Source organism: Phenylobacterium sp. (genome assembly GCF_004799395.1).
Lineage (GTDB): Bacteria > Pseudomonadota > Alphaproteobacteria > Caulobacterales > Caulobacteraceae > Phenylobacterium.
This window is the reverse complement of record NZ_SSMZ01000145.1, coordinates 1-26,285: the sequence shown is the minus strand read 5'-3', so window position 1 is coordinate 26,285 and position 26,285 is coordinate 1. Positions and strand designations below refer to the sequence as shown.

Genomic DNA, 26,285 nt, shown 5'->3' with positions numbered 1-26,285 from the left:
GCGGCGCTCGCCCCGACGCTCGCGGGCGGCAAGGCGTTCGCGTCCTTGCTGCTGGTCGCCGATGACGCCCAGCGGCTCCTGGAGCCGTTGCGCGCGGCCATCGGCCCGGGCGGCGGCGCGAGTGCGTTCGACGGCAAGCTGTTCGCCCGGATCGTGGCGCCCGATGGCCTCGGCCTTCGCCGCGCCCTGCTGCCGGCCATCGCGGCGCTGCGCGACGGAGAACCTGTCCCGCGCGTCTGGCGGATGTAACCCATGAACCTGACCCCTCGCGAGAAAGACAAGTTGCTGGTGGCCATGGCCGCCGAGGTGGCGCGAAAGCGCCTGGCCCGCGGCGTCAAGCTCAACCATCCGGAAGCCATCGCGCTGATCACCGACTTCGTGGTGGAGGGCGCCCGCGACGGCCGCGCCGTCGCCGAACTGATGGAGACCGGCGCCCACGTGGTCACCCGCAGGCAGGTCATGGAGGGCGTCGCCGAGATGATCCACGACGTCCAGGTTGAGGCCACCTTTCCTGACGGGACCAAGCTGGTCACCGTCCACCACCCGATCCGCTGAGGAGTGCGCCCGATGAAGACTCTCGCCCGCGCGGTCCTGGCCGCCCTTTTGGCCACGATCCCCGCCACCGCCCTTGCCCATCCCGGCGATCACTCGAACATGACCCTGGCGCAGGCCGCGCAGCACATGCTGACCCAGCCGGACCACCTGTCGATGATCGCGCTCGCCGTGGCCCTGGCAGGAACCGCCTGGGGCGCGGTCAAGGTCTGGCGGGCGCGATGATCCCGGGCGAAGTCATCGCGGCGGCCGGCGAGCTGAAGCTGAACGCGGGCGCGGCGCCGCTGACCCTGCGCGTGGCCAACACCGGCGACCGGCCGATCCAGGTGGGCAGCCACTATCACTTCGCCGAGACCAATCCGGCGCTCGACTTCGACCGCGCGGCGGCGCGCGGCATGCGCCTGGATATCGCCGCTGGGACAGCCGTCCGCTTCGAGCCCGGTCAGGCCCGCGAGGTGACCCTGATCCCGTTTGGCGGCGCGCGACGGATCTTCGGCTTCCGTCAGGCCGTGATGGGTGGCCTCTGACATGCCGGCCCGGATCACCCGCGCGACCTACGCCGACATGTTCGGCCCGACCGTGGGCGACCGTGTGCGCCTGGCCGACACCGAGCTCTTCATCGAGGTCGAACGCGACCTGACCACCTACGGCGAGGAGGTCACCTTCGGCGGCGGCAAGGTGATCCGTGACGGCATGGGCCAGAGCCAGATGACCCGCGCCGAGGGCGCGGTCGACACGGTCATCACCAATGCCCTGATCGTCGACCACTGGGGGATCGTGAAGGCCGACGTGGGCCTGCACGACGGCCGCATCCACAAGATCGGCAAGGCGGGAAACCCCGACACCCAGAGCGGCGTCACCATCTTCATCGGCCCAGGGACGGAGATCATCGCCGGCGAGGGCAAGATCCTCACCGCCGGGGCCATGGACTGCCACATCCACTTCATCTGCCCGCAGCAGATCGAGGAGGCGCTGATGAGCGGCGTCACCTGCCTGCTGGGCGGAGGCACCGGGCCGGCCACCGGGACTAAGGCCACCACCGCGACGCCCGGCCCCTGGCACCTGGCGCGGATGATCGAGGCGGCCGAGGCCTTCCCGATGAACATCGGCTTCTCGGGCAAGGGCAACGCCAGCCTGCCGGGCGCCCTGGTGGAGCAGGTCGCCGCTGGGGCCTGTGCGCTCAAGCTCCACGAGGACTGGGGTACGACGCCGGGGGCGATCGACTGCTGCCTCGGTGTCGGCGACGACCTGGACGTTCAGGTGATGATCCACACCGACACGCTGAACGAGAGCGGCTTCGTCGAGGATACGGTCGCGGCGCTAAAGGGCCGCACGATCCACGCCTTCCACACCGAGGGCGCCGGCGGCGGCCACGCGCCGGACATCATCAAGGTCGCGGGCCTGCCCAACGTCATCCCATCTTCGACCAATCCCACGCGGCCCTACACGCGCAACACGCTGGCCGAACACCTCGACATGCTGATGGTCTGCCACCACCTGGACCCATCGATTCCCGAGGACGTGGCCTTCGCCGAGAGCCGCATCCGCAAGGAGACCATCGCCGCCGAAGACATCCTGCACGACCTCGGCGCCTTCTCGATCATCTCCTCCGACAGTCAGGCGATGGGCCGGGTCGGCGAGGTGCTGATCCGCACCTGGCAGACCGCCGACAAGATGAAGAAGCAGCGCGGCTCGCTGCCCGGCGACGGCGCAGCCGATAACACCCGGGTGAAGCGCTACATCGCGAAGTTCACGATCAATCCCGCCATCGCCCACGGCATGAGCGCCCACATCGGCAGTGTCGAGGAGGGCAAGCGGGCCGACCTCGTCCTCTGGGACCCGGCCTTCTTCGGCGTGAAGCCGGACCTGGTTCTGCTCGGCGGGACCATCGCCGCGGCGCCCATGGGCGATCCCAACGCCTCGATCCCGACGCCGCAGCCGGTGCACTATCGCCCGATGTTCGGGGCCTATGGCAAGTCGCTGACCCGCTCGTCGGTGACCTTCGTCTCCAAGCTCGCCATGGCGAACGACCTGCGGGGTAGCCTCGGCCTGGATAAGGAACTGCTGGCCGTCGAGAACGTGCGCGGCGGCATCTCCAAGGCTTCGATGATCCACAATTCTGCGACGCCTCACATCGAGGTCGACCCGGAGACCTATGAGGTCCACGCCGATGGCGAACTGCTGACCTGCGAACCGGCCGACGTCCTGCCCATGGCCCAGCGCTACTTCCTGTTCTGATGAGCCCGGCGCCCATCACCGGCGTCCTGCGCCACTGGCATGGCAAGCCCATCGACCGGGTAGTGCTGGACTACGACGGCCGCCATCGCCGGCGCATCGTACTCACCGGCGAGAGCGGAGCGCAGTACCTACTGGACCAGGCCGAGGCGATCCACCTGCGCGGCGGCGACGGACTGCAGACGGACGCGGGCGTGGTTGCGGTGCTCGCCAAGCCCGAACCGCTGATCGAGGTACGGGCCGAGAGCCCCGAGGCGCTGATCCGCCTCGCCTGGCACATCGGCAACCGCCACCTGGCCGCCGCCATCCAGGCCAACCGCATCCTGATCCGCCGCGACCACGTCATCGCCCACATGCTGGAACACCAGGGCGCGAGCGTGCGCGAGGTGGAGGAGGCCTTCGACCCGGAGGGTGGCGCCTATCAGGACCACAGCCACGATCATGGCGGCCACGGCCATGACCACTGAGGCCCAGCTCCTGCGCCTGTTGACCTGGCTGTCGCCGGCCTTTCCGGTGGGGGCGTTCGGCTATTCGCACGGGCTGGAGACGGCGATCCGCGAGGGTGCGGTACACGACGCCGACACCCTGAGCCCCTGGATTTCCGGCCTGATCGAATACGGGAGCGGCTGGACCGACGCGGTGCTGTTCAAGGCCGCCTGGGCGGCGAACGCTGAGGGGGTGGCCGATATCGCCGAGCTGGCCGACGCGCTCGCCCCATCGCTCGAACGCCGACGCGAGACCATGAGCCAGGGCGAGGCCTTCCTGATCGCGGCGCGGGCCTGGGGACCGACAGCGCTGAGCGGTCCGGTCGCGTATCCGGTCGCCGTCGGAACCGCCGCCCGTGACATCCCGATCGAGGCCGCGCTGACCGCCTGGCTGCACGCTTTCGCCGCCAACCTCGTCAGCGTCGCGGTGCGCGCCGTGCCGCTGGGCCAGACCGACGGCGTGGCGGTGATCGCAGGCCTCGAACCGATCGTCCTCTCGACGGTGGCGCGCGCCGCAGTCTCGACCCTGGACGACCTGGGCTCATCGGCGCTTCTGTCGGACATCGCCGCCATGCGGCACGAAACCCTCGGCGTAAGGCTCTTCATCTCATGAGCAGGAACGGACCTCTCCGCGTGGGCATCGGCGGCCCGGTGGGCTCGGGCAAGACCACCCTGGTCGAGAAGCTCTGCAAGCAGATGCGCGACCGCTGGAGCGTCGCGGTAGTCACCAACGACATCTACACCCAGGAAGACGCCCTGATCCTCAACCGCCTGCAGGCCCTGTCGGAGGACCGGATCCTGGGCGTGGAGACCGGCGGCTGCCCGCATACCGCCATCCGCGAGGACGCCTCGATCAACCTGGCGGCCATCGCCGAGATGAACCGGCGCCATCCTGACCTGGACGTGATCTTCATTGAGAGCGGCGGCGATAACCTCGCGGCCACATTCTCGCCCGACCTCGCCGACCTGACGATTTATGTGATCAGCGTGTGCCAGGGGGAGAAGATCCCTCGCAAGGGCGGCCCGGCGATCACCCGCTCGGACCTGCTGGTGGTCAACAAGACCGACCTCGCCCCACACGTGGGAGCCGACCTTTCAGTGATGCAGAGCGACACCGCCAAGGCGCGTGGCGATCGGCCCTATGTCTTCACCGACCTGACGCGGCTGGTGGGCGTCGGCGAGGTGGCGAGCTTCATCGCCCAGGCCGGCGGCCTGCCGGCGCCGCTCAGCGAAGTGGCCTAGCGCGTCAGCTTGCCGACCACCCGCAGCCGGCTGACGCCGCCGTCGGGGAAAATGTTCAGGCGGACGAACTTCACCGGCCCCAGGGCCGCTAGTTCGTCGCGGAAGACATGCACCGTATCGGCGACCAGTTTCACCTCCGGCAGCAGCGCGGGCCAGGCCTCTGCCTGCGCGGCGATCTCGTCGGGCGAGCCATGGGCGCGGGCCGTGGCCTGAATCGAGCAGCGGTCCGGGTAGTTCCCCTTGAAGTGGGCGGTGTCGACCGTGACCTCCGCGATCCGCCCGAAGGCGCCGAGTTCCAGCACCGCCCAATCATGGCCGGGTTCGCGCCGCCGCCGCGTCTCCCAGCCATCGCCCATGTTCACCCCGCGGCCCGGCGCGGTGAGGTTGGCGACGGCGCCATAGTGCTCATTGTTGGCGATGATCCCGCGGCCGCCATTGGCGGTGGCCAGCAGGTCGATGGCCTCATCATCGCCGATCTTGCTCCAGTCCGGCAGCACCCGGCCCCAGACCCGCAGCCGCGCGACACCGCCGTCCGGGTAGATGTGGAGACGCACATGGGTCACCGGGTCGCTGTGACCGATCGGGACCCAGATCCGATCGTCGCCCTTCAGGTCGAGCTTCGGAGTGACCGCGGTCCAGCCGTCGTCGGCGGGGATCTCCTCGCCGCTGCGTGCGACCTCCAGCATCGCGCCCGGCGGGTAGTTGCCGGTGAAATAGGCGGTGTCGATCTCGAACCCCGCAACCTCGCCTGGAACGCCCAGGCGGATCACGCACCAATCGTGGCCAGCAACGCGTTTGCGGCGGCTCTCCCAGCCGTCCATCCACTTGCCGTTGTCGTCGTACTTGTCGTCGATCCAGACCGGCGGCTGCGGCGCGATGAGGCGGCTCTTGTCCGCGAAGAAGTCGTCGGTGGCGTAGACCACCTCCGACCCCAGCCGGGGTTGGGCCAGGTCCACATAGCGGCGGCGAAGGTCGTCGAACACGAGCGAGGTCCTAGGTCAGGTCGGCGAGCCGGAAGCTCGCGATGCGGTGGATCTGGGCGATGGCGGTCGCGAACTCGATCGCCGGGTCGTTGCCCAGCCGCGCTTCAAAGGCCGCGAGGATATCGCCTCGGCTCAACCCCTTGACCGCGATGATGAAGGGAAAGCCGAACTTGGCGTTGTAGGCGGCGTTGAACCGCTGGAACGCTGCGAACTCTTCAGCGCTGCACTGGTCTAGGCCCGCGCCGGTTTGCTCTCTGACAGAGGCCTCGGCCATCCGCGTGCGGCTGGCGAGCTCCGGGTGGGCGCGGATCAGCGAGAGCTTCATCTCGTCGGGCGCGGCGTCCACCTCGGCCCGCATCGCCTCGGCCAGCGCCGCAGGCTGGTCCAGGCGCCCGGCCTCCACCGCGGGCCAGACGCCCTCGGCCACCCAGGGCGAGGCCTCATAGACGGGCCCGAAGTGAGCGATGAAGTCGGCGTGGGTCGGGGCGCTAGGCGGCATAAGGATGCCGCTCCCGCCAGTGCCGGGCGATGTCCACGCGCCGGCAGAACCAGACATCCTTGTGGCCCAGCGCGTGCTTCAGGAACCGCTCCAGCCCGGCCATCTTGCCCGGCCGTCCGGCGAGGCGGCAATGCAGCCCAATCGACAGCATCTTCGGCGCCGTCTCGCCCTCGGCATAGAGCACGTCGAAGGCGTCTCTCAAGTAGGTGAAAAAGTCCTCGCCGGTGACCAGGCCGCCGCCGGAGAAGCGCATGTCGTTGGCCTCCAGGGTGTAGGGCACGATCAAGTGCGGCTGGCCGGCCTCCGTCGTCCAGAACGGCAGGTCGTCGGAATAGTCGTCGGCGTCATAGAGGAAGCCGCCCTCTTCCGCCGCCAGCCGCCGGGTGTTGGGGCTGGTGCGGCCGGTGTACCAGCCGAAAGGCCGCGCGCCGGTCAGGCGCGTGTGGATTTCGATGGCGCGCGCCATGTGCTCGCGCTCCAACGCCTCGGGCACTTCCTGATAGTTGATCCAGCGCCAGCCGTGCGAGGCGATCTCGTGATCCGCCTGCAGGAAGGCCTCGACCACGGCGGGATTGCGGTCCATGGCCATGGCCACGCCAAAGACGGTCACCGGCACGCCGTAACGCTCGAACAGCCGAAGCAGCCGCCACACTCCGGCGCGGGCGCCGTAGTCGTAGATCTGCTCGATGCTCATGTGCCGGGCGCCGACGATGGCGGCGGGGTTGATCAGGTCGGAGAGGAAGGTCTCGGAGCGCTCATCCCCGTGCAGGACGCTCATCTCGCCGCCTTCCTCGTAGTTCAGCACAAGCTGCACGGCGATCCTCGCCCCGCCCGGCCAATCGGCATGCGGGGGCTGTGGGCCGTAGCCGGCCAGGTCGCGGGGATAGGCGTTCTCGCTCATGTCTGACCGCATAGCAGGCTTGGCGCGGCCTGCAGCCTCGCAAGAAGGCCAAAGAGTTGCAATTGCATGAGGTTGGATCGACTCTGAGCGGCTGGCGACCACGGAAGTCTCATGAGCGGACTCACCACCCACGTCCTCGACACGGCGATCGGCCGCCCCGCCGCCGGCGTGGCCGTCCGCCTGATGCGAAATGGCGCGGTCTTAGTCAGCACAAGGACCAATTCGGATGGGCGCTGCGATTCGCCCTTGATGAGCGGCGACGCCATCGCGGCTGGCGCCTATCGCCTGGAGTTCGACGTCGGCGCTTATTTCCGCGCCATGGGCGTCGCCCTGCCCGATCCAGCATTCCTCGACACCGTCGCCATCGAATTCGGGGTCGCCGACGCGAGCGCGCACTACCACGTGCCTCTGCTGGTCAGCCCGTTCGGCTACTCGACCTACCGCGGCAGCTGACCATGGGCCGACCGATCCGATTCCTGCTGGATGGCGAGGTCCGCGAACTGGCGGACGTCGACCCGACTCTGACCGTCCTCAACCTGCTCCGCTACGACCTGCGCCGCACCGGAACCAAGGAAGGCTGCGCGGAGGGCGACTGCGGGGCCTGCACCGTGGTGCTGGGCGAACTTCAGGGCGGCCGGGTGCGGTTCCGCGCGGTCAATGCCTGCATCCTGTTCGCCCCCATGCTCGACGGCCGCGCCCTTTTCACGGTGGAGAGCCTAAAGCGCGGGGACGGCGCGCTGCACCCGATCCAGCGGGCGATGGTGGCCAACCACGGCTCGCAGTGCGGCTTCTGCACCCCGGGGTTCGTGATGAGCCTCTACGCCCACCAGCGCGCCGAGGCAGCCACCGACAGCCAGACGCTTAAAGACGCCCTCGCCGGCAACCTCTGCCGGTGCACCGGATACGGCCCGATTCTGGCCGCCGGCCAGGCCATGGGTCTTGATCCCGACGCGCGGCTGACGGACGCGCTGGCCGTGGAACTGGCGGCGATCCAACCCGTCGAATCGCTGGAGTTCGAGCACCGAGGCCGCCGGTTCCTGGCGCCGCGCACTCTCGCCGGGTTCGCCGCCGCCGTGGAGGCCAACCCCGACGCCACGATCCTGGCCGGCGGCACCGACGTCGGCCTTTGGGTGACCAAGCAGCATCGGGCCCTGCCGACGGTGATCTCGATCAACGAGGTCGCAGAGCTCCGCCGGATCGACGACCTGGGCGAGAGCCTGCGGGTCGGCGCAGGCGTCCGCTACGCGGAAGCCGTGGAGCCGCTGGCCGATCTGCATCCGGAGTTCGGCGCCCTCCTGCGCCGGCTGGGCGGCCTGCAGGTCCGCAATCTCGGCACCGTCTGCGGCAACGTCGCCAACGGCTCGCCGATCGGCGACACACCGCCCGCCCTGATCGCCGCCGGGGCGACGCTGGTCCTGCGCAAGGGCCAGACGACGCGGAGCTTGCCGCTGGAAGACTACTTCCTGGCGTACGGCAAGCAGGATCGGCGGCTGGGCGAGTTCGTCGAGGCGGTGATCGTCCCGCGCATCGCGTCGAGCCGCGTCTTCCGCATCTACAAGCTCTCAAAGCGGTTCGACCAGGACATCTCCGCGGTCTGCGCGGGCATTTCCGTTGGTGTCGCCGACGGCAGAGTCACTGACGCCCGCATCGCCTTCGGCGGCATGGCGGCGACGCCAAAGCGCGCCTTGGCGACCGAGGCGGCGCTGACGGGCAAGTCCTGGACCGAGGCCACGGTACGCGCCGCGGCCGAAGCCCTGGCACAGGACTTCCAGCCCATCGACGACATGCGCGCCTCGGCCGCCTATCGCCTAAAGGCCGCCCAGAACCTGCTGCTCCGCGCCTGGCTGGAGAGCGCCGGCGCCGCGCCCGTCCGCGCTCTCGACGCCAAGGCAGTGGCCCGTGCCTGACGCCGGCGACGCCCTTCGCACCCTGAGCGCGGTCCACAGCGCCATCGCCCACGACAGCGCCGAAAAGCACGTGTCCGGCGAGGCTCTGTACATCGACGACCTGCCCGAGCCGGCGGGCCTCCTGCATCTCTTCGTCGGGCAGAGCACGCGCGCCCACGCCCGAGTCACCCGGCTCGACCTCTCGGTGGTCCGCGGTGCGCCGGGCGTGGTCTGCGTGCTGACCGCCGCCGACGTGCCGGGCAAGAACGATATCGGGCCCGTTCAGAACGACGAGCCGCTGCTGCCCGAGGGTGTCGTACGCTTCGTCGGCCAGCCGCTGTTCGCGGTGGCGGCCGAGAGCCTGCCCAAGGCCCGCGCCGCGGCGGCCCTGGCCGTCATCGAGTACGAGGACCTGCCGCCGCTGCTCACCATCGAGGCGGCCCAGGCGGCCAACTCCCTGATCGAGGACAGCCAGACCATGCGCTTGGGCGACGCGCGCGCAGCGATCGCCGCCGCGCCGCACACGATCTCCGGCCGACTGGTCATCGGCGGCCAGGACCACTTCTATCTTGAGGGGCAGGTGGCGCTGGTGATCCCCGGCGAGGATGGCGACCTGCACGTCTGGTCCTCCACCCAGCACCCCACCGAGACCCAGCATCTGATCGCCCGCTGCCTGGGCCTCAGCGACCATTCCGTCGTGGTCGAGATCCGGCGCATGGGCGGCGCCTTCGGCGGTAAGGAGACCCAGTCGGTGCAGTACGCGGCCCTTGCCGCGCTGACTGCCCAGAAGACCGGCCGACCGGCGAAGATCCGCCTCGACCGCGACGACGACATGGTGATGACCGGCAAGCGCCACGCCTTCATCGCCAACTGGCAGGTGGGCTTCGGCGATGACGGCCGCTTGGCTGGCGCGGCCTTCGATCTGGCCTCGCGCTGCGGCCACTCCGCCGACCTCTCCATCGCCATCAACGACCGGGCGATGTTCCACTGCGACAACGCCTACGCCCTGCCGGCCGCCCAGATCGTCAGCCATCGCCTGCGCACCAACACCGTCTCCGACACCGCATTCCGCGGCTTCGGCGGGCCGCAGGGGATGATGGCCATCGAGCGCGCCATGGAGGCCATCGCCTGGCGCCTCGGCAAGGACCCGCTGGATGTGCGGCTGGCCAATCTGTATGGCGTGGCGGGCGATCGGACGCCCTACGGCCAGACGGTCACCGACGCAGTGATCTTCGAGATCATGACCGAGCTCGAGGCGTCATCCGACTACCGCGCGCGGCGCCAAGCGGTCGCTGCCTGGAACGCCGAAAACACCATCCTGAAGCGCGGCATCTCGCTGACGCCGGTTAAGTTCGGCATCTCCTTCACCGCCAACCATCTGAACCAGGCCGGCGCCCTGGTGCATGTCTACGCCGACGGCTCGATCCAGCTGAACCATGGCGGAACCGAGATGGGCCAGGGTCTCAACATTAAGGTCGCTCAGGTCGTCGCCCACGAATTCCAGGTGCCGCTGGACCGGGTGAAGATCACCGCGACCCGCACCGACAAGGTGCCGAACACTTCCGCCACCGCCGCGTCCTCCGGCAGCGACTTGAACGGCATGGCGGCTCAGGCGGCCTGCCATGTCATCAAACAACGGCTGATCGATTTCGCGGCGCGGGAGTTCGATTGCGCGCCGACGGCGGTCGTCTTCGCGCCGGACGGCGTCACAGCCGGCGAGACGCGATTGAGCTTCACCGAATTGGTCCGGCGCGCCTATTTCAACCGGATCTCGCTTTCGTCCACCGGCTTCTACCGCACGCCGGAAATCCACTATGACCGGGCCAAGCACCACGGGCGGCCGTTCTACTATTTCGCCTATGGCGCAGCCTGTTCGGAGGTGGTGATCGACACCCTGACCGGCGAGAACAAGGTCACGAGGGTCGATATCCTGCACGACTGCGGACGCTCGCTGAACCCGGCGGTCGACGCCGGCCAGATCGAGGGCGGCTTCATCCAGGGCATGGGCTGGCTGACCACCGAGGAACTGGTGTTCGACGACCTCGGGCGGCTTCGCACCCACGCGCCCTCGACCTACAAGATCCCCGCCGCCGGCGACCGGCCCGACGCCTTCAACCTGTCGCTTTGGCAAGGGGGGGAGAACCGCGAGGCGACCATTCACCGCTCCAAGGCCGTGGGCGAGCCGCCGCTGATGCTGGCGATCTCGGTGTTCAGCGCGCTGACCGACGCGGTGGCCAGCGTCGCGGATCACAGGTTCCTGCCGAGCCTCGATGCGCCGGCCACGCCAGAGCGCATCCTGATGGCGGTCGACGATGTCCGCCGCCGCGCGGAGGCCGGCGCATGAGCGAGTGGATCGCCGAAGCCCTGGGGGCCGTGACCCGCGGTGAAGCCCTGGCTATGGCGACCGTGGTGGGAGCACAGGGCTCGACGCCGCGGGAGATCGGCGCGCGTATGCTGGTCTGGCCGGACCGCTTCACCGGCACGATCGGCGGCGGCTCACTGGAGCGCCAGGCCCTGGACCAGGCTCGCAAGCTGCTGTTCCAGGACGCGCGCCGCCACGCCCTACAGGACTATCCGCTGGGGCCGTTGCTCGGCCAGTGTTGCGGCGGTCGCGTGCGGCTGCTGGTCGAGCGGATCGACGCCGAGAGCCTGGTCTGGCTTTCCGACGCCGCCCTGGCCTGCGACCAGGGCGCGCCATTCCGCCTGCAGGCCGACATCGACGGCGGCGCCCTGCAGCGTTCCGTCCAGCCGGCGGCTGCCGAGGATCCGGCGGACAACTCACCGCGCATCCCGATCCCGGATGTCCGCAGCCTTTCCGAGGCCATCACGCCGAAGAAGCCGCGCCTGGTGATTTTCGGCGCCGGCCATGTGGGCCAGGCCGTGGCGCGGGCTTTCGGCCCCTTGCCGTTCCATCTCGACTGGCTAGCCAGCCGCGAGGACCTTCGGCCCGAGGCTGACGGAACCCACGCCACGATCATGGCGGAGGCCGAGCTCGAGGCCCGCGTGGCGGCCGCCGCGCCCGGCACGCTCTTCGCCATCTTCACCCATAGCCACGACCTGGATTTTCGCCTGACCCGCGCCGTGCTGGCCAAGGGCGACCAGAGCTACCTCGGGCTGATCGGGTCGCACACCAAGCGGACGCGGTTCGAGCGGCGGCTTCGGGACGAGGGCTTCGGCGACGCGGACCTCGCGCGGCTCACCTGTCCGATCGGCATCCCGAGCCTGAAGAGCAAGGCGCCCGCGGTAATCGCCATCGCCCTGGCCGCAGAGCTGCTGCAACTGACGGAAGAGCCCGAAACGTGACCTTTGAATGGGCGGCCTGGGCCAACCTCGCCATTCGCTGGCTGCACCTGACCGCCGGCATCGCCTGGATCGGCTCGTCGTTCTATTTCATGTGGCTGGATAGCCACCTGAAGGCCCCGGCCAAACCGCCGCCCGGCGTGGCCGGCGAGCTCTGGAGCGTCCACTCGGGCGGCTTCTACCACCAGATGAAATTCATCGTGGCTCCGGAGGGCATGCCCGACGAACTGCACTGGTTCAAATGGGAGGCCTACACCACCTGGATCAGCGGTGTCCTGCTGCTAGCGCTGATCTTCTACGTCGGCGCCGACGTGAACCTGATCGACGCCAGCAAGGTCGCCCTCAACAACTGGCAGGCGATCGGCATCGGCGTGGCCTCGCTCGCCGCCGGCTGGGTCGTCTACGATCTCCTGTGCCGCTCGCCGCTGGGCGCGAACCTGCGGGTGTTCGGAGTCCTGTGGTTCCTGATCCTGACGGCCGCCGCCTGGGGCCTGACCCGCGTCTTCGCCGACCTCGGTGCGGTGATGCACGTGGGGGCGATCATCGGCACGGTGATGGTGGCCAACGTCTTCCTGATCATCATCCCCAATCAGGGGAAGGTGGTGGCCCAGGTGCTGGCCGGTCTGACACCGGACCCCAGCCTCGGCAAGCAGGCCAAGCAGCGCAGCGTCCACAACAACTACATGACCCTGCCGGTGCTGTTCATCATGATCAGCAACCACTATCCGATGATCGTTTCGGCGCCACTGAACTGGCTTTGGCTGGCCGGCCTGGGGATCGCAGGCTGGACGATCCGGCATTTCTTCAACCTCAAGAACGCCGGCAAGGTCCGCTACGACGTGTTGCTGCTGGGGGCGCTGGCGTTCGTCACGGTCGCCGTCCTGAACGAGACGGCCAAGCCGCCGCCGCCCGCCGCCGTTCCGGTTCCGCCCTTCGCCGAGGTCCGCGCGCTGGTCGATCGCCACTGCGTGATGTGCCACTCGGCGACGCCCACGCACAGGGGGATCACCACCCCGCCCAACGGCGTCGTCCTCGCCACCGACGAGGGCCTGACCCGGAACGCCTCGAAGGTCTACGACCGCGCGGTCGCCAGTCATTCCATGCCCCTGAACAACGAGACGCACATCACCGACGCAGAGCGCGCCAGCCTGGGCGCCTGGATCAAGGCCGGCGCGAAGGTCGCGCCGTGATGCGAGAGATGACGCCGGAGCCCCTGACCGTCGACACCTTCGCGCCCTTCGGCAACGTCATCGAGGCGTCCCCTGCCGCGGTGCAGTTCCCCATCAACTACGGCATGACCACTCGCTTCCACGACCTGGCCCGCGTCGACGTCGCCGACGGCGGCGGCCAGCCGATCGTCAGCATCTTCCGCGGGCGACCGCTGACGCCGCCGATCCTCAAGATCTTTGAGCGTCATCCGCTGGGGAGCCAGAGCTTCACCCCGCTGAGCGGACGGCCCTTCCTGGTGGCTGTGGCGCCGCCGGGCGCCTTCGACCCGCTGGGCGTTCGCCTATTCTGCGCGGCGCCGACCCAGGGCGTGAACTACGCCAAAGGCGTCTGGCACCACTTCCTTCTGCCGCTTGAGGGCGAAAGCGACTTCCTGGTGATCGACCGCGCCGGGCCGGGCGAGAACCTGGACGAAATCGAGCTCGAACCGAACGCCGCGATTCTCGTTCGGACCTAGAGCATTTGCCGAGGTCGTTGAATCGCGTGTGATCGGACGCTGCAGGAACGCCAGCTCGCCAAGACGGCCTCGACCATCGCGCTCACGCGACCGCCCTGGAATGGCGAGGCGTGGGTCCGAACCTCGCGACTCTCGCGGCCGCAACCGGCATGGCCGTGTTCGGCCACGCCGCTAAGGTCTGGATCAAGAGCCCTTCAATTGACCTGGATGTCCACTTGGAGCGCGCGTTTGTGGCCCGCAGGGACTTTCGGTCCCCGGCGGGCCGAAGGATTTCTGGTCTCGTGTCAGCAACGCCGCGCCCTCCCCGATTGTCTCCCAGGGGCGCGGTTTCAACCCGAAGTTCATGGCCCCCTGAACCTTTTGACGGCCCCTCCTCCGGAGCGCGGCGAGGCTTCGCCGAGCACACGGATGGACCGGACAGCTTCAGCCAACAAATCGGCGGGACCCGCTCCCGCCTTGGCGAAATTGCCGACGAGGCGTAGGGCCCGGACCTGCCCAGAGCTCCTAACGGCCACCCGCGGCGGGCGCCGTCGCGGAGGATGTCGAGGCGTCTGGGCGCCGACGCTGGCCAAACATCATCTTGGCGGCGGCGGCGATCTCATCCTTGTCGAGAACGCCGTCGTGGTTGGTGTCCAACTGGTCCCAGCGCGGGAGCAGCATCTTGCCAAGAAGGCCCTTGAGCTCGGACTTCTCGATCTTGCCGTCCATGTTGGAGTCGAGGCTGCCGAGCAGTCGGCCGTCCTGGAGTTCCTTGTCGTAGTTGACCAGGTGCGCGGAGGTCTCGTCCGTCCAGCGGTAGCGCAGGCGCGTGAAGAACATCTCCTCCCAGGACTGTTCGCCCCAGATGACGGTCTTGTTGGGGTCGGGGTTGGCGGGGTTCTGCCTGGAGTTGTCGTAGGCGTAATGGGCGATCAGCCTCGAACCCGCCGGCACCTTGACCGGCTCGGCGAACGTGTAGTGGCGCTGCCAGCCGAATTGATAGTGTGGCACGGCGATCAGCATCTTCTCCTTGCCGTCCGGATAGCGGATCGACAGGTCCGACGCGGTCCCACGGTAGTGGGCATGGATGAACGCCGAATAGAGCACCGCATCGTGCGGGAAATCCATGTAGGCGACTTCGACGTGGTGTGGATCGTTCGGCGGGATCTCGATGGCGTTGTTGGTGATGTCCATATTGTGCATCACCATCTGGGGCTTCTCATCGTCCTTGTAGAAGTAGAGCGCGATCTTGGTGTGGTCAGTCACCTCCTTGCCGAAGGGGGTGTAGTGACCCTGGAAGCCGATGGCGCCGCCCGGTGGGATGTAGGTTCCCACGTTCTTCGGCGCGACTTCGTTCTCCATGCCCACCGCATACGTGCCGATCGAGGCGCCCCACTGGTTTTCGAACGCCGGCTGGCCAGGTTTGGGAGCCTCGCTTATCAAGCCGGTCAGCAGGTGGTGCACGCCCTGACGACTTTCGACCTTGATGGTTGTGGCCTTCAGCCACTTGCCCTCGGTCTCTGGGTTGACGATCCAGGGGTGCTGGTAGTCGACCACGCCCGTTGAGGGGATGGTGAACGCCGGGACGTCCAGGATCGCATCGGGCTTGCCCAGCGGCCATTCCGCCGCAACCAGGTGCTTGGCGCCCAGCGGGTCCTTGCCCTCGCCGCGCGGCGCGCCCTCTTCGATCCAGTGGACAACCGTCTTCGTCTCCTCGGCCGTCAGCCTCCTGTCGTCGGAGAACTTACCCACGTGCGGATCGGCGTCATAGGGCGGCATGCGATGGGTGCGGATCACTTCTCGGATCATCGGGGAAAAGCCCTTGACCGCGGCGTAGTTGGTCATGGCGAAGGGACCGATGCCGCCTTCCTCGTGGCAGGCCACGCACTTGGCTTCCAGGATCGGGGCCACGTCCTTCACGTAGGTGATCTGGGCCCTCGCGGCGCGGGCCGGGAAGTCGATTTGCGCACCCGCACTGGGCGTGGCGACGACTTTCACCGGCTGGTGGGCCAAGAGCGCGTCCAGCGCCGATGGCATGCCGGCCACCGCGCCATCGTAGACCACCTGCCAGGTCTTCGGGTCGACGACGATGGCCTCAGCCGAGCGGGTCACGCCCAGGCTCTCGCCGATCAGCTGGCGGTCGTCCATCAGGACCGGGAGCCTGTAGCCCGCCCTGGACGCTTCGGCGCGGATGTCTTCCATGGTGTCCTTGAGGCTGGAGTTCAGCATCAGGAAGGTGACGCCCTTGGCGCCATAGTCGGCGGCCAGCGCGTTGACCTGCGACGCCTGGCCTCGAACCACCGCGTCGCCGTTCTGCTGGGTCACCAGGACGACGGCCGACGAGCCGCTCATGTGATAGAGTTCGTGCGCGACCAGATTCTGATCGACCAGCAGGAAGTTGTCGACGCGAGCACCTGCAGAGGCTGCGGTCGGCGTCGCCGAGGCCGATGCGTTCGGCGCCCCACCGTTCGCGGCGCAACCGGCGATGGCCGCGACGCTGCTCAGCAAAGCGACGATACGGGTGACCTTCATTCTCGCCCTCCCAGGTCGTGGCTCGCTGGGGCGTCCCGTGGGCGAGCGGCGTCTCAATTCGCGCCATTGGCTGACTGGAGGGGAGGTTGAGCCTGCACCAGGTTCATGTCAACGTCCATTGACTTGCTGAGAGATCGACCGGCATGGAGCCGCGCGCGGCGAGCGGCCCGGGTCCGGATTGGGCGCATCGGCCTGACCGAACGGCCAACGCCGAGTACGGAGGAGCGCATGACCGAAACCATCGCGATCGCGCGCCTTCCGGCCAGCCCCCGCAAACGCAATGCGGAGGCGACCCGCGCGGCCATCCTCGAGGCGGCCAAGGCGCAATTCGCTCTGTTGGGTTATGACTGCGCCGTGCTTCGCGATATCGCGCGCGAAGCCGGCGTCGATGTCGCCCTGGTGAAGCGCTATTTCGGCGGCAAGGAAGCCTTGTTCGTTGAGGCGTTGAAGGCTTCGTTCGGGCCGGACGGCGCGCGGGATTGGGACCGCACGACGTTTGCCCACGAGATGGCCACGATGCTCGCCGACAGCCCGCACGTCGACGAGGCGCGAACCCATAGGTTCCAATTCCTCTTGCGCGCGGCGATCTCGCCCACGACCGCGCCGCTCTTGAACGTCCTGGTCCACGACCGATTCCTTGAGCCGATCCGCCAGTGGCTTGGCGGAGCCGACGCGGACGCTCGAGCCCGCGTGCTTGCGGCGAGCTACATTGGCTTCCTCGTCGAACGCCTGATCCGCGGAGACGCGTTGCAGGGTCGGGAACGGGAGGTTTTCATCGAGCGGGTTACCGCCATTTTTGCCGTGCTGGTGACGGATATCGAGCCGCAACAGGGACGTAACGGCCCGACTGTCTAGGCGACCACAGCCATCGAGCGTGCCGCACGTCCGCGTGCCCCACAGCGGACATCCGGAGAGTCCGCTTCGGGAGCCAATCCGATTCCCGCTTAATGCGCCAGAATGCGCCGGCCCCGCTCTCCCATTTCACACAAGGCTAGCCGATCCTGGCAGACTCCAGCAGGCATCCTTTGCTGAGCTGATGCTGCTATGTTGTGGGATGGAGTGATCGCGGCCGGCAGGCTCCGAATGGCGCGGGGGATGAGAATGTCAGCCGAGACCATGCAGGCGCGCCGGTCGAGCGGTGGTGTTGACCTTCGGCGGACCGATGCCCATCCCGACTATTGGTACCCGATCGCCTGGTCACGCGAGTTGCGGCCCGGTCGGATGCTCGCGCGCCGCTATGCGGGCGACCCCATCGCTGTTGTTCGCGGGCAAGATGGAAAGCTCTTCGCGCTGGAAAACCGCTGCGCCCACCGGCAGGTGCCCCTGACGCATGGGGTCGTGCGCGGCTGCACGGTGAAGTGCGGCTATCACGGCTGGGCCTACAATGCTGATGGCGACTGCATCGATGTGCCCTATCTCGGCCCGGAGCGGCTTCCCAACGGCGTCAGGGCCTATCCTTGCCGCGAGGTCGACGGGCTGATCTTCATCTTCCCTGGCGATGCGACCCTGGCCGAGGCGCGTCTTCCCCCGTCGCTGGGGGCCAGGGCCGAGCGCGGCTACAAGACCCGCGAGCTGAACCGCGAGGTCGCCGCCCACTACACGTTCATGCACGAGAACCTGTTCGACATGAACCACCAGTTCCTCCACCGGCGGCAGATGGGGACGATCAAGGCCAGATGCCTGGGCCGCCGCCACGGGGCCGACTGGGCGGAGGTGGACTACACGTTCAGCCGCACCGAGGGCGCCTCGACGATCGGCGAAGGCGCGATCGTCGGCCTCATGCGCAAGCAGGGCGACGGCGACAACACCGACCTGATGACCATCCGCACCGAATATCCCTACCAGCACCTTCGCGTCTGGGTAGGCGACGGCGAACCCGTGCTGAGCGTCTGGCTGGGCTACACCCCGCTGGACGCCGAGCAACGCAGCAACCGGACCTTCGGTTACCTCTCGGTCAAGCGCCCGAAGATTCCCGGCCTGCTGGAGGCTGCGTGGCCCTTCGTGACAATATTCACCGAGAACATCTTCAAGGAGGACAAGGAGATCGTGGAGATGGAACAGGTCGCCCACGACGCTCAGGGCGATGACTGGAACAATGAGGTCTTCCCGCCGATCCGCGACTTGCGCGCGCTCCTGCTTCGCTGCGGTGTCCCCCACCCTGACGGGGGCGATTGCCGATAAGGCTACATAGCAGCCCGCGACGCCATGGATGGCCGCCGCCGCAGTCACCACCGTCACACGAACATGCGGTGGGGCCAATTGGCGCGAGAGACTCTCCGATGGCTCGCCGGACGAAGCCTTGGCTGTGGTCGCGACCTGCTTCTGTTCCGGTCCTCTCTATACCCCTTTGGCCGATACAGGGGGGGAGGGCACGGCGCTGTGGGAGCCGCGTTTTGATGGCGCCGGCCGGATGCGCCGGGTTATGGGCGCCAGGCGAATTGATCACCGATATCTGGCCCCGACGCGCCACCAGAAAAACAAGTCAGCGCCGAACCAAAGGCCCGGCGCCGTCCCGACTGAGAGCACCGGAATCTCGTGAGAGGCTCGGTTGTCAGTGACTAACATTTAGACGACGGCTGCATTTGTCACCTTGAGCGATACCAATGGTTCGCCAAGCTTAGCGGACATCTCCGCTAAGTAGATTCCCCAGCTCGTTCTGCGAGCGTCATTTGATAAGCTTCTGCTACGCCCGCCGCTTCTAGCGGAAGCTGGCGCCGCCCAGGTTTCCGCGCCATGCCCGAAGTGATCCCCCGCGAAGCCGCCCAGCCGCCCAGCGGGGAGACCGAGGCCTTCAGCATGCGTAGCGTGCTCGAGCTCGACCGGATGGGTGTCGCAACCAGGGTCGGATTTGCCGGCTTGTTCGGCCTGGCGTCGCTGCTGGCCATCCCCTGGGTGTTCACGGCCTCATGGCTGGCCGCCATCGTGATCTGGGAGGCGATCAGCGTCTGGGTCATCAATCCGTGGACAATGCGGCTGCCTCCACGCGCCGGCGTGGCTGCCTTCGCGTCGAGAAATGTAGTCGGCGGCAGCGTCTACGGCCTTGTCGCGCTGGCAGGCCTCGCCATCGGCACGCCCCTCGGAGCGGTCATGGGCGCCGTCTGGCTCAGCGGCGCCTTCATGAACAATTTCGTCTATCACGGGGAGAACCGGCGCATCCTCGTCGCCTCACTCGCCCCCTCGATCGCGATCGCGATCCTCGGGCCGCAGATCGGGCATGGCTTGACCCTAGAATCGGCGGGCGCCTCGGGTCTTATCCTCACCATGTTTCTGGCGGCGCGCGCCTTTTCCTTGGACCATCAGGTGCTACTGAAACGTCTGGGCGAACGGCAGACCGCGCTCGCCGACGTCGAGCGCAAGCTGTCGCTGGCGATCGACGCCTCGGGCGACGGCACCTTCGATGTCGACCTCATCAACGGCCAGGGCCAAGTATCGGCCGGTTGGGCCCGGATGATGGGCTATGGGCCCGACGAGGTGACCCACGAACTATTCAGCTACGTCCACCCCGAGGATGCGCCAGTCGTGCAGCAGGCGTTCGATGCGCATTTCGCAGGCGAAAGCCCGCATACGGCCACCGAGCAAAGGATGCGATGCAAGGATGGCGGCTACAAGTGGGTGCTGGCCCGCGCCTCGCTGGTGGAGCGCACCGACGACGGCCGGCCCGCGCGCGTGATCGGCACGACGACCGACATCTCCGAGCGCAAGGCCCTGGAGCTCGACCTTAAAGGGGCCCGCGACGTCGCCGAAGCGGCGAATCTCGCGAAGACTACGTTTCTCGCCAACATGAGCCACGAGATCCGCACGCCGCTGAACGGCGTCATCGGCATTGCCAGCGTGCTGGCCCGCACCGAGCTGGCGCCAGCGCAAAGGGAAATGGTCGGCGTGGTGCAGTCGTCGGCGCAAATCCTGGAGCGGCTGCTGACCGACATTCTCGACCAGTCGAAGCTGGAGGCTGGCGAATTCGCCCTGGTCATTGCGCCCTTCGACGTGCGCGCGGCGGTGGCGGCCGCCGCCGAACTAATGCGGACCCGCGCCGAGGAGAAGGGGCTGGAGTTTGCGCTCGACTTCGCGCCGAGCGCGGAGGGCCTGTTTGAGGGTGATGCGGTGCGCCTTAGCCAGATCGTTTCAAACCTGACAGCCAACGCCATCAAGTTCACCGAGACCGGCGCCGTGCGCGTCAGCGTCGAAGCGAACGATGCCACCGGGGCCGACGCGCCCGTGATGGTCACCATCAAGGTCGCCGACACCGGCATCGGTTTCGACGAGGTTACAGCCACGCGGCTGTTCACGCGCTTCGTCCAGGCCGACGACTCGATCTCGCGTCGGTTCGGCGGTACGGGACTTGGGCTCGCCATCTCAAAGGCGCTGGCAAAGCTGATGGGCGGCGACGTCAGCGCCGTCTCGGCGTCGGGGGAAGGCAGTGTTTTCACGCTCGCCCTGCCGCTGAGACGGGCTGTCCTAGCGAGCGCGCCGCGCGAGGACGCAGAGCCCGGCGATGAGGGCGTTGAGCTGGCCGGGCTGCGGGTGTTGGTCGCGGAGGACCACCCGACCAACCAGCGCGTCATCCAGTTGATGCTGGAGCCCATGGGTGTAGCGTTGACCATGACGAGCGACGGCCGCGAAGCCATCGAGGCGTTCAGCATAGGTGCGTTCGACTTCGTCCTGATGGACATGCAGATGCCGAAAATGGACGGGCTGTCGGCGACGCGCGAAATCCGGCGGCGCGAGCGCGACGCCGGCGCGGGACGGACGCCCATCGCCATGCTGACCGCGAACGCCTTGGACGAGCATCGCCGCATGGCGGCCCAGGCCGGTGCGGATCATCTCATCGCCAAGCCGATCACGCCCGAGAGCCTCTTCAGGGGTCTAACCGAGACCTTCGCCGCCGCCCGACGGGAGGTCGAAGCCGCCGCGTAGACGCGAGCCGCCGCCAAGGGGCTCACGTCACGAATGGTGACCGCGGTAGCGGCCTGCTCCTGTGCCGGTCCTCGATAAATCCTTTTGGCGATGACGCGGGGGCGTGGCGAAGGCCTCGGCGCGAACCGCTTCGAGCCACATCTGAGTTGGATGGAAGCGGTCTGGGGGCGCTGCGGCTCGTGTCGTCGCCATGGCGCGGACGCTCACTTGAAAGAGGTCGGCTGAACGGTGAAGACGGCGAAGGCCACGGCGTCGCCTTCGAGGCGTCTGACAGGCGGCTCATTCAACGGCCGGGACGTTCTCCTCAGCCGCGAAAACAGTACTAGGTTTTTAGTCGTAGGACTTTTGTCCTAAGAATTCAGTCTCATTTCTTTTCGTCGGTCCTTGATATTCACTCGAATACTGACGAGGCGACCCGGCGGCGATGACGCCGCCGCCGCACCGTCGACGTCCCGGCGCTGGGCTCGGGGCCCTGGGAGGGCCAGACGATGAACTGGAAGATGATCTTCACCGGCGCCGCGGCCGCCCTGGCGCTGGCGTCCCAGGCGCACGCCCTGGACTTCACCTTTTCGAGCGACCTGACGTTGGGCGACCCGACCATCCAGTCCGGCAGCGTCACCGGCGAGATCTTCGGCCTGCAGAACAACGTGGACGGCCAGGCGGCCACCGATGTGGTGATCACCTCCTACGCGCCGGGCGTCCTGGGCCTGCCGGGGACGCCGTTCAGCCTGTTCGACTACGCCAACTTCCTGGCCGCGAACGTCGACCCGAACATCTATGTCGACCAGAACGACTGGGACGTGGAGAACGGCCAGGTGGTCTTCGCGGTGTTCCAGATCTTCGGCGGCTACTTCGACTTGAATGTCGCCAACAGGTTCAACTCCATGGTCAGCCCCGACGCCCAGACCCGGGTGCAGAACCTGGGCGGCTTCGACGCCGTCACCTTCTCGGGCCCGATCCCGGAGCCGGCGACCTGGACAATGATGCTGCTGGGTTTCGGCGGCCTGGGTGCGGGGCTTCGCGCGCGCCGCAGGCCAGCGACGCCGCGCCCCGCCTGACCCGCGGGCTAATGGTGGTGGCCGCCTTCGCGGCCGCACATCCTGTGCTCGCCGCCGTCCATCCACATGATCTGCACTCCGGGGCTCCAGGTGAGCGTGCGGGCGCCGTCGCTCCAGGTCAGCTGCACCGGCCCGCCGTCCCAGGGCTGGATCGGCAGGGCGTGCGGCCCGTCGCCGGCGTCGACGACGGCGATCAGCCGGGGCCCGCGGGTGTCGAAGTGAGCCACCAGGTCGCCGCCGGTCTGGCATTTGAAGCGGGTGCCGGGCGCGGGCGCGGCCTCGCCGTCGCGGGTCTCGGTCCAGGTCGCGTCGGCCGCGGGGGCCGCGCCGCCGGCCACGCTGGGCGCCGGATGGGCCGCGCCGACCACGGCGGCTAAAGCCAGGGCCAGAATCTGCATCTCGAACCCCCAGACGCCCGCTGTCGGACAAACGCGCCGGACCGTTCGCCGACAGCCGATCATGCACCGGACCGGGCGCGGTGGCGACTCTGCTCGATCGCCCATCCGCTGTCGGCCGCGCGACGCTGAAACCCTGGGCGCCATTTGGGCTGGGCGAGGCGGCGGGCGGCCGCTAGGAGAGGCCCATGACCGACACACCCCACATCCTCGTCACCGGCTCCACGCGCGGCATCGGCGCGGCCATCGCCGACGCCCTGACCGCCAAGAGCGTCCGCTTCGTAGGCCACGGGCGAGCCGATGGCCCGGACACGATCGGCGCCGACCTGGCCCAGACCGGGGCGGCCGACGCCCTGTGGGACGCGGCGCTGGCCCGCCTCGGCGGCCGCATCGACGTGCTGGTCAACAACGCCGGCGTCTTCGAGCCGATCGCGGTCGATGCGCCCGTGGACGAATGGCAGGCCAGCTGGGACCGCACGATGCAGATCAACCTGCAGGCCTCCGCCGACCTCTGCCGGCGCGCGGTGCTGCACTGGCGCGAGCGCAAGACCGGCGGACGGATCGTCAATGTGGCGAGCCGCGCGGCCTATCGCGGCGATTCTCCGGCCCACTGGCACTACGCGGCGTCCAAGGCCGGCATGGTGGCCATGACCAAATCCATCGCGCGCGGTTTCGCCGGCGAAGGCATCCTGGCATTCGGCGTCTGCCCGGGCTTCACCATGACCGGGATGGCCGAGGACTATCTGTCCAGCCGCGGGGGCGAGAAGCTCTTGGCCGACATCCCGCTCGGCAAGGTCGCCGACCCCGAGGAGGTGGCCAACGCCGTGGCCTATCTCGCTCTGGAGGCGCCGCCGTCGATGACCGGCGCGGTGCTGGACATCAACGGCGCGAGCTACGTGCGCTAGCTGCTCGACGCTAGCCGCCCGACCGCCTGAGCAAGTCGGCCAGGTCGTTCTGCCAGAAGACCGCCCAGGTGTGGGTGCCGTGGCCGTGGGTGTCGGGACGGAACGGGATCAGCACGAACCTGCCGCCCTTGACCCGCCTGATCTCCACCTGGGCCAGGCCCAGCTCCGGCGGGTTGATGAAGTCGTCGGAGGAGTTCACCCAGGTCAGCGGCGCCTTGATCTTCTCCAGGTCCCTGGACGGGTCGTAGGTGCGCGAGGCCTCGAGCTGGTAGATCAGGTCGTTGGCCTCGGCGGTCTTCAGCCGCTGCGGCAGCTGCTCGGCGTACCAGGCATCGACCTGCTCGCCCTTCGGCATGGCGATCTGCATGGGCCAGGCTGACTGGCCGGCCAGGATCAGCATGTTCTCGGCGCCGCTCAGGCCCAGCTTGGGCTCGGTCTTGTACTCCCCGCCCTGCCAGGCGGGGTCCGACTTGATCGAGGTGATCGCCATCTGGCGCCACAGCCGGTTGCGGCCGCCGAGCGCCACGGCCTGGCAGGCCAGCGGCATCGCCGCCCTCGCCCCGTCCGGATACATCTCGGCGTACATGAACGAGTGCATGCAGCCCATGGAGGTGCCCATCACCAGACGCAGCTGCTTCACGCCCAGGGCCTGGGTGACGATGGCGTGCTCGGCCTCGACCATGTCGGCATAGTCGTAGTGCGGGAAGGCCATGTGCAGGCCGTCGGACGGCTTGGAGGAATCCCCGTGGCCGATGTCGTCGGGCATGATCAGGAAGTACTTGGCCGGGTCCAGGAGTCCGCCGGGCGTCAGCAGGACGTCGGCGAACTGCGGGGAGGCGAACTGCTTACCCGAGCCGCCGGTGCCGTGCAGGATCAGCACCGCATTCACGATCTGGCCTGACGCGTCCTTCTTCGGCTGGCCGAGGGTGTAGTAGTGCAGCTTCAGTTCCGGCAGGGTCTCGCCCGAGCGGAAGCGGAAGTCCTTGATCGTGAAGTCGTGCGGCGCCAGCGGCGTCGACGCGGCCAGCGCGGCGCCAGAGGCGAGAAGCCCCGCGCAAAGACCCAAGACCAGACCTGTCAATCCGCGCATCGGCTGCTCCCCTGCTGACCCTGCGACCGTAGTCGGCTCCGCTTCTTTTCGGAACCTCTACCCTATGGGGGCGTTTTGCCGGTCGAAGCGAGGGACGCGCTCTCTCACGAACGGAGATATTCTATGCGCAAGCAATTGCTGGCCGCCGGCATCGCCGCTGCGGTCCTAATTCCGTCCCTGGCGATGGCCCAGGAGACCTGCGAACAACGCAGCGCCAACCGCACCGCCGGCACGGTGCTGGGCGCGATCGGCGGCGCTCTGCTGGGCAATGCCGTGGCCAGCCATGGCGGCAAGACGGGCGGCACGATCATCGGCGGCGTCGCCGGCGCAGCGGTCGGCAGCAACCTCGCCAAGGGCCCGCACGACTGCGTCCACGCCTACGGCTACTACGACAACGACGGCCGCTGGCACGACAATCACGTCGATCGCGCCGTGGCCTATGGCTACTACGACCGCGAAGGCTCGTGGATCGACGGGCCGCCCCCCGGCGTCGCCGGCTATTCGGCCGACGCGGCCTACACCAGCCGCGTGAACACCATGAGCGTGGATCAGCGGATCGGCCGCATCCAGGACCGCATCGACCACGGCCGGTCGGACGGCAGTCTGTCGCGCCGCGACGCAAACGACGCCGAGCGGACCCTGAGCGACATCCGCCGTCAGGAAGAGGACCTTCGCGGCGACGGCCGCCTCAGCGACCGCGACAACTCGCTGCTGCAGGCGCGTCTCGACCGCCTCGCCGATCAGGTCCACGTCGACCGCCAGTAGACGATTTGTGGAGAGCACGGCCGGGCCCTCGGCGCGAGCCGGGGGTCTCGCCGCGTGTCCGCTTAGCGGATCAGGCGGCCGTAGGGGTCGCGGCGGTCGGCGCCGGCGACCAGGCGGCGAAGCGCCCCGATCAGGCCGACTTCGCGGACCCGTTCGCTGAGCAGCACGGCCACCAGGGCGCCCACGACCGCGGTCGGGGCGATGAGGATCAGTAGGACGAGCAGGTTCGGGTCCATAATGGTTAATAGACCCCTAAGCTCGACCGGCGCCTAGAGGCAATTCGCCGGACTGGCGAATTATTCGCGCCGGCGCCGCGCAGGCGAAAAGAAAACCCCCGGCGTTCGCCGAGGGCTTGCCAGTTCGAGAGCTCGCGGAATTGCGTTCAGACGGCGAGCGGAGCCTTGCGGCGCGCCGAGCGCAGCGTCGCGCCGGCGCCCAGGAAGCCTAGGATCATCATCGACCAGCTGGCGGGCTCGGGGACGGCGGCGCCTTCGAGGGTGACGGACCCCAGACGGTCGGGCCCATAGCTGTCGCCGCCAGCGACCGAATAGCCGAAACTCTGCGACAGCCGCAGCGTGACCTCACCGCCGGGCGCGGCGAGATCGTGGCCCGGATAGTAGTCGAGGCCGGGGATCGCGGTCGTGAAGTAGCTGTTGGAGATCGAGAACTCGAAGCTGTCGGTTCCGAGTGCATAGGTCATGCCCGCCAGCGGCGACACGGAGCCGGAGACCCCGGGAATGAAGGCGTCGTTGTTGCCGATCTCGAAACCAAGGTCCGAGCCATTGTTGTTCGCCGGGTCGAGGTCGAAGTAGAGGTTGGCGAAATTCAGGCCGTTGGTCGGGCCGTCCGCCTGCAGGAAGCCGTAGAGCACGCCGCCTTC

Annotated in this window: 28 protein-coding genes; 20 read left to right on the top strand and 8 right to left on the bottom strand. The window is 68.1% G+C overall.

The window, feature by feature from the left end; translation table 11 throughout:
* From E8A12_RS09675 to ureG, 8 genes are all read left to right on the top strand, one after another.
* On the top strand, positions 1-249 hold a 249-nt coding region (locus tag E8A12_RS09675), incomplete at its 5' end, for a hypothetical protein (RefSeq protein WP_293368071.1).
* 3 nt (positions 250-252) lie between these two features.
* Positions 253-555, top strand: coding sequence for an urease subunit gamma (locus E8A12_RS09670; RefSeq protein WP_293368069.1), 303 nt, complete (start codon positions 253-255; stop codon positions 553-555).
* A 12-nt stretch (positions 556-567) separates the two neighbouring features.
* Positions 568-777 (top strand): hypothetical protein, encoded by a 210-nt coding sequence (locus E8A12_RS09665; protein WP_293368067.1) that lies wholly within the window; start codon positions 568-570, stop codon positions 775-777.
* Positions 774-1,079, top strand: a complete 306-nt coding sequence (locus tag E8A12_RS09660) for an urease subunit beta (RefSeq protein ID WP_293368065.1) — start codon at positions 774-776, stop codon at positions 1,077-1,079. Before E8A12_RS09665 ends, E8A12_RS09660 begins: the two co-directional genes overlap by 4 nt.
* Before the next feature lies 1 nt (position 1,080).
* Positions 1,081-2,790, top strand: a complete 1,710-nt coding sequence (ureC, locus tag E8A12_RS09655) for an urease subunit alpha (RefSeq protein WP_293368063.1) — start codon at positions 1,081-1,083, stop codon at positions 2,788-2,790.
* A complete protein-coding gene (locus tag E8A12_RS09650) occupies positions 2,790-3,254 on the top strand; it encodes an urease accessory protein UreE (protein WP_293368061.1) in 465 nt (154 codons plus the stop codon). The genes ureC and E8A12_RS09650 overlap by 1 nt, the downstream gene beginning before the upstream one ends.
* Positions 3,244-3,885: an urease accessory protein UreF gene (locus E8A12_RS09645; protein ID WP_293368059.1), complete on the top strand. Its 642-nt coding sequence runs from the start codon at positions 3,244-3,246 to the stop codon at positions 3,883-3,885. Before E8A12_RS09650 ends, E8A12_RS09645 begins: the two co-directional genes overlap by 11 nt.
* Positions 3,882-4,514: an urease accessory protein UreG gene (gene ureG, locus E8A12_RS09640; RefSeq protein ID WP_293368057.1), complete on the top strand. Its 633-nt coding sequence runs from the start codon at positions 3,882-3,884 to the stop codon at positions 4,512-4,514. Before E8A12_RS09645 ends, ureG begins: the two co-directional genes overlap by 4 nt.
* On the opposite strand, the gene alc is transcribed toward ureG, so the two are convergent.
* From alc to puuE, 3 genes are read right to left on the bottom strand one after another with little or no spacing between them, the layout of a single operon-like run.
* On the bottom strand, positions 4,511-5,497 hold the full coding sequence (alc, locus tag E8A12_RS09635; protein ID WP_293368055.1) for an allantoicase: 987 nt from the start codon (positions 5,495-5,497) through the stop codon (positions 4,511-4,513). The genes ureG and alc overlap by 4 nt on opposite strands.
* A gap of 10 nt (positions 5,498-5,507) precedes the next feature.
* Positions 5,508-5,996, bottom strand: coding sequence for a 2-oxo-4-hydroxy-4-carboxy-5-ureidoimidazoline decarboxylase (gene uraD / locus E8A12_RS09630; RefSeq protein WP_293368053.1), 489 nt, complete (start codon positions 5,994-5,996; stop codon positions 5,508-5,510).
* Entirely contained in the window at positions 5,986-6,897 is a 912-nt protein-coding gene (gene puuE / locus E8A12_RS09625; protein WP_293368051.1) for an allantoinase PuuE, read from the bottom strand. Before puuE ends, uraD begins: the two co-directional genes overlap by 11 nt.
* A gap of 111 nt (positions 6,898-7,008) precedes the next feature.
* Here puuE and uraH point away from each other — a divergent pair, with 111 nt between their 5' ends.
* Genes uraH through E8A12_RS09595 form a run of 6 tightly spaced genes read left to right on the top strand, consistent with a single transcriptional unit; the run spans position 7,009 to position 13,767 of the window.
* Positions 7,009-7,350, top strand: coding sequence for a hydroxyisourate hydrolase (gene uraH, locus E8A12_RS09620; RefSeq protein ID WP_293368049.1), 342 nt, complete (start codon positions 7,009-7,011; stop codon positions 7,348-7,350).
* Positions 7,351-7,352: 2 nt separating this feature from the next.
* A complete protein-coding gene (gene xdhA, locus E8A12_RS09615; protein WP_293368047.1) occupies positions 7,353-8,804 on the top strand; it encodes a xanthine dehydrogenase small subunit in 1,452 nt (483 codons plus the stop codon).
* Complete coding sequence (gene xdhB, locus E8A12_RS09610) at positions 8,797-11,127, top strand: xanthine dehydrogenase molybdopterin binding subunit (RefSeq protein ID WP_293368045.1); 2,331 nt, start codon at positions 8,797-8,799, stop codon at positions 11,125-11,127. Before xdhA ends, xdhB begins: the two co-directional genes overlap by 8 nt.
* Positions 11,124-12,086 carry a xanthine dehydrogenase accessory protein XdhC gene (gene xdhC, locus E8A12_RS09605; RefSeq protein WP_293368043.1) on the top strand — a complete coding sequence of 321 codons (963 nt, stop codon included), beginning with the start codon at positions 11,124-11,126 and terminating at the stop codon, positions 12,084-12,086. The genes xdhB and xdhC overlap by 4 nt, the downstream gene beginning before the upstream one ends.
* Positions 12,083-13,273 carry a urate hydroxylase PuuD gene (locus E8A12_RS09600; RefSeq protein WP_293368041.1) on the top strand — a complete coding sequence of 397 codons (1,191 nt, stop codon included), beginning with the start codon at positions 12,083-12,085 and terminating at the stop codon, positions 13,271-13,273. The genes xdhC and E8A12_RS09600 overlap by 4 nt, the downstream gene beginning before the upstream one ends.
* On the top strand, positions 13,273-13,767 hold the full coding sequence (locus tag E8A12_RS09595; protein WP_293368073.1) for an ureidoglycolate lyase: 495 nt from the start codon (positions 13,273-13,275) through the stop codon (positions 13,765-13,767). Before E8A12_RS09600 ends, E8A12_RS09595 begins: the two co-directional genes overlap by 1 nt.
* A 504-nt stretch (positions 13,768-14,271) precedes the next feature.
* On the opposite strand, the gene E8A12_RS09590 is transcribed toward E8A12_RS09595, so the two are convergent.
* Entirely contained in the window at positions 14,272-16,278 is a 2,007-nt protein-coding gene (locus E8A12_RS09590) for a redoxin domain-containing protein (RefSeq protein WP_293368039.1), read from the bottom strand.
* 228 nt (positions 16,279-16,506) lie between these two features.
* On the opposite strand from E8A12_RS09590, the gene E8A12_RS09585 reads away from it, so the two are divergent.
* The 4 genes from E8A12_RS09585 to E8A12_RS09570 all read left to right on the top strand — a co-directional run bounded on the left by E8A12_RS09585 (position 16,507) and on the right by E8A12_RS09570 (position 22,250).
* A complete protein-coding gene (locus E8A12_RS09585; protein WP_293368037.1) occupies positions 16,507-17,133 on the top strand; it encodes a TetR/AcrR family transcriptional regulator in 627 nt (208 codons plus the stop codon).
* A gap of 246 nt (positions 17,134-17,379) precedes the next feature.
* Positions 17,380-18,459: an aromatic ring-hydroxylating dioxygenase subunit alpha gene (locus tag E8A12_RS09580; protein WP_293368035.1), complete on the top strand. Its 1,080-nt coding sequence runs from the start codon at positions 17,380-17,382 to the stop codon at positions 18,457-18,459.
* Positions 18,460-19,083: 624 nt separating this feature from the next.
* On the top strand, positions 19,084-21,192 hold the full coding sequence (locus E8A12_RS09575; protein ID WP_293368033.1) for a PAS domain-containing hybrid sensor histidine kinase/response regulator: 2,109 nt from the start codon (positions 19,084-19,086) through the stop codon (positions 21,190-21,192).
* 488 nt (positions 21,193-21,680) lie between these two features.
* A complete protein-coding gene (locus tag E8A12_RS09570) occupies positions 21,681-22,250 on the top strand; it encodes a PEPxxWA-CTERM sorting domain-containing protein (RefSeq protein WP_293368031.1) in 570 nt (189 codons plus the stop codon).
* An 8-nt stretch (positions 22,251-22,258) separates the two neighbouring features.
* Here E8A12_RS09570 and E8A12_RS09565 read toward each other — a convergent pair whose 3' ends face one another.
* Positions 22,259-22,648, bottom strand: a complete 390-nt coding sequence (locus E8A12_RS09565) for a hypothetical protein (RefSeq protein WP_293368029.1) — start codon at positions 22,646-22,648, stop codon at positions 22,259-22,261.
* Positions 22,649-22,833: 185 nt separating this feature from the next.
* On the opposite strand from E8A12_RS09565, the gene E8A12_RS09560 reads away from it, so the two are divergent.
* Entirely contained in the window at positions 22,834-23,550 is a 717-nt protein-coding gene (locus tag E8A12_RS09560) for an SDR family oxidoreductase (protein WP_293368027.1), read from the top strand.
* Between the two features lie 10 nt (positions 23,551-23,560).
* Here the strand turns inward: E8A12_RS09560 and E8A12_RS09555 are convergent, their stop codons facing one another.
* Positions 23,561-24,640 (bottom strand): alpha/beta fold hydrolase, encoded by a 1,080-nt coding sequence (locus tag E8A12_RS09555; RefSeq protein WP_293368025.1) that lies wholly within the window; start codon positions 24,638-24,640, stop codon positions 23,561-23,563.
* A 123-nt stretch (positions 24,641-24,763) separates the two neighbouring features.
* Here E8A12_RS09555 and E8A12_RS09550 point away from each other — a divergent pair, with 123 nt between their 5' ends.
* Positions 24,764-25,405, top strand: coding sequence for a glycine zipper 2TM domain-containing protein (locus tag E8A12_RS09550; protein ID WP_293368023.1), 642 nt, complete (start codon positions 24,764-24,766; stop codon positions 25,403-25,405).
* A gap of 62 nt (positions 25,406-25,467) precedes the next feature.
* Here E8A12_RS09550 and E8A12_RS09545 read toward each other — a convergent pair whose 3' ends face one another.
* Positions 25,468-25,641, bottom strand: coding sequence for a hypothetical protein (locus E8A12_RS09545; RefSeq protein WP_293368021.1), 174 nt, complete (start codon positions 25,639-25,641; stop codon positions 25,468-25,470).
* A 146-nt stretch (positions 25,642-25,787) separates the two neighbouring features.
* On the bottom strand, positions 25,788-26,285 hold a 498-nt coding region (locus E8A12_RS09540; RefSeq protein ID WP_293368019.1), incomplete at its 5' end, for a PEPxxWA-CTERM sorting domain-containing protein.

Coding starts and splice junctions, on each gene's coding strand:
- E8A12_RS09670 (WP_293368069.1), top strand. CDS start 253: ATGAACCTGACCCCTCGCGAGAAAGACAAGTTGCTGGTGGCCATGGCC.
- E8A12_RS09665 (WP_293368067.1), top strand. CDS start 568: ATGAAGACTCTCGCCCGCGCGGTCCTGGCCGCCCTTTTGGCCACGATC.
- E8A12_RS09660 (WP_293368065.1), top strand. CDS start 774: ATGATCCCGGGCGAAGTCATCGCGGCGGCCGGCGAGCTGAAGCTGAAC.
- ureC (WP_293368063.1), top strand. CDS start 1,081: ATGCCGGCCCGGATCACCCGCGCGACCTACGCCGACATGTTCGGCCCG.
- E8A12_RS09650 (WP_293368061.1), top strand. CDS start 2,790: ATGAGCCCGGCGCCCATCACCGGCGTCCTGCGCCACTGGCATGGCAAG.
- E8A12_RS09645 (WP_293368059.1), top strand. CDS start 3,244: ATGACCACTGAGGCCCAGCTCCTGCGCCTGTTGACCTGGCTGTCGCCG.
- ureG (WP_293368057.1), top strand. CDS start 3,882: ATGAGCAGGAACGGACCTCTCCGCGTGGGCATCGGCGGCCCGGTGGGC.
- uraD (WP_293368053.1), bottom strand. CDS start 5,996: ATGCCGCCTAGCGCCCCGACCCACGCCGACTTCATCGCTCACTTCGGG.
- puuE (WP_293368051.1), bottom strand. CDS start 6,897: ATGAGCGAGAACGCCTATCCCCGCGACCTGGCCGGCTACGGCCCACAG.
- uraH (WP_293368049.1), top strand. CDS start 7,009: ATGAGCGGACTCACCACCCACGTCCTCGACACGGCGATCGGCCGCCCC.
- xdhA (WP_293368047.1), top strand. CDS start 7,353: ATGGGCCGACCGATCCGATTCCTGCTGGATGGCGAGGTCCGCGAACTG.
- xdhC (WP_293368043.1), top strand. CDS start 11,124: ATGAGCGAGTGGATCGCCGAAGCCCTGGGGGCCGTGACCCGCGGTGAA.
- E8A12_RS09595 (WP_293368073.1), top strand. CDS start 13,273: ATGCGAGAGATGACGCCGGAGCCCCTGACCGTCGACACCTTCGCGCCC.
- E8A12_RS09590 (WP_293368039.1), bottom strand. CDS start 16,278: ATGAAGGTCACCCGTATCGTCGCTTTGCTGAGCAGCGTCGCGGCCATC.
- E8A12_RS09585 (WP_293368037.1), top strand. CDS start 16,507: ATGACCGAAACCATCGCGATCGCGCGCCTTCCGGCCAGCCCCCGCAAA.
- E8A12_RS09580 (WP_293368035.1), top strand. CDS start 17,380: ATGTCAGCCGAGACCATGCAGGCGCGCCGGTCGAGCGGTGGTGTTGAC.
- E8A12_RS09570 (WP_293368031.1), top strand. CDS start 21,681: ATGAACTGGAAGATGATCTTCACCGGCGCCGCGGCCGCCCTGGCGCTG.
- E8A12_RS09565 (WP_293368029.1), bottom strand. CDS start 22,648: ATGCAGATTCTGGCCCTGGCTTTAGCCGCCGTGGTCGGCGCGGCCCAT.
- E8A12_RS09560 (WP_293368027.1), top strand. CDS start 22,834: ATGACCGACACACCCCACATCCTCGTCACCGGCTCCACGCGCGGCATC.
- E8A12_RS09555 (WP_293368025.1), bottom strand. CDS start 24,640: ATGCGCGGATTGACAGGTCTGGTCTTGGGTCTTTGCGCGGGGCTTCTC.
- E8A12_RS09550 (WP_293368023.1), top strand. CDS start 24,764: ATGCGCAAGCAATTGCTGGCCGCCGGCATCGCCGCTGCGGTCCTAATT.
- E8A12_RS09545 (WP_293368021.1), bottom strand. CDS start 25,641: ATGGACCCGAACCTGCTCGTCCTACTGATCCTCATCGCCCCGACCGCG.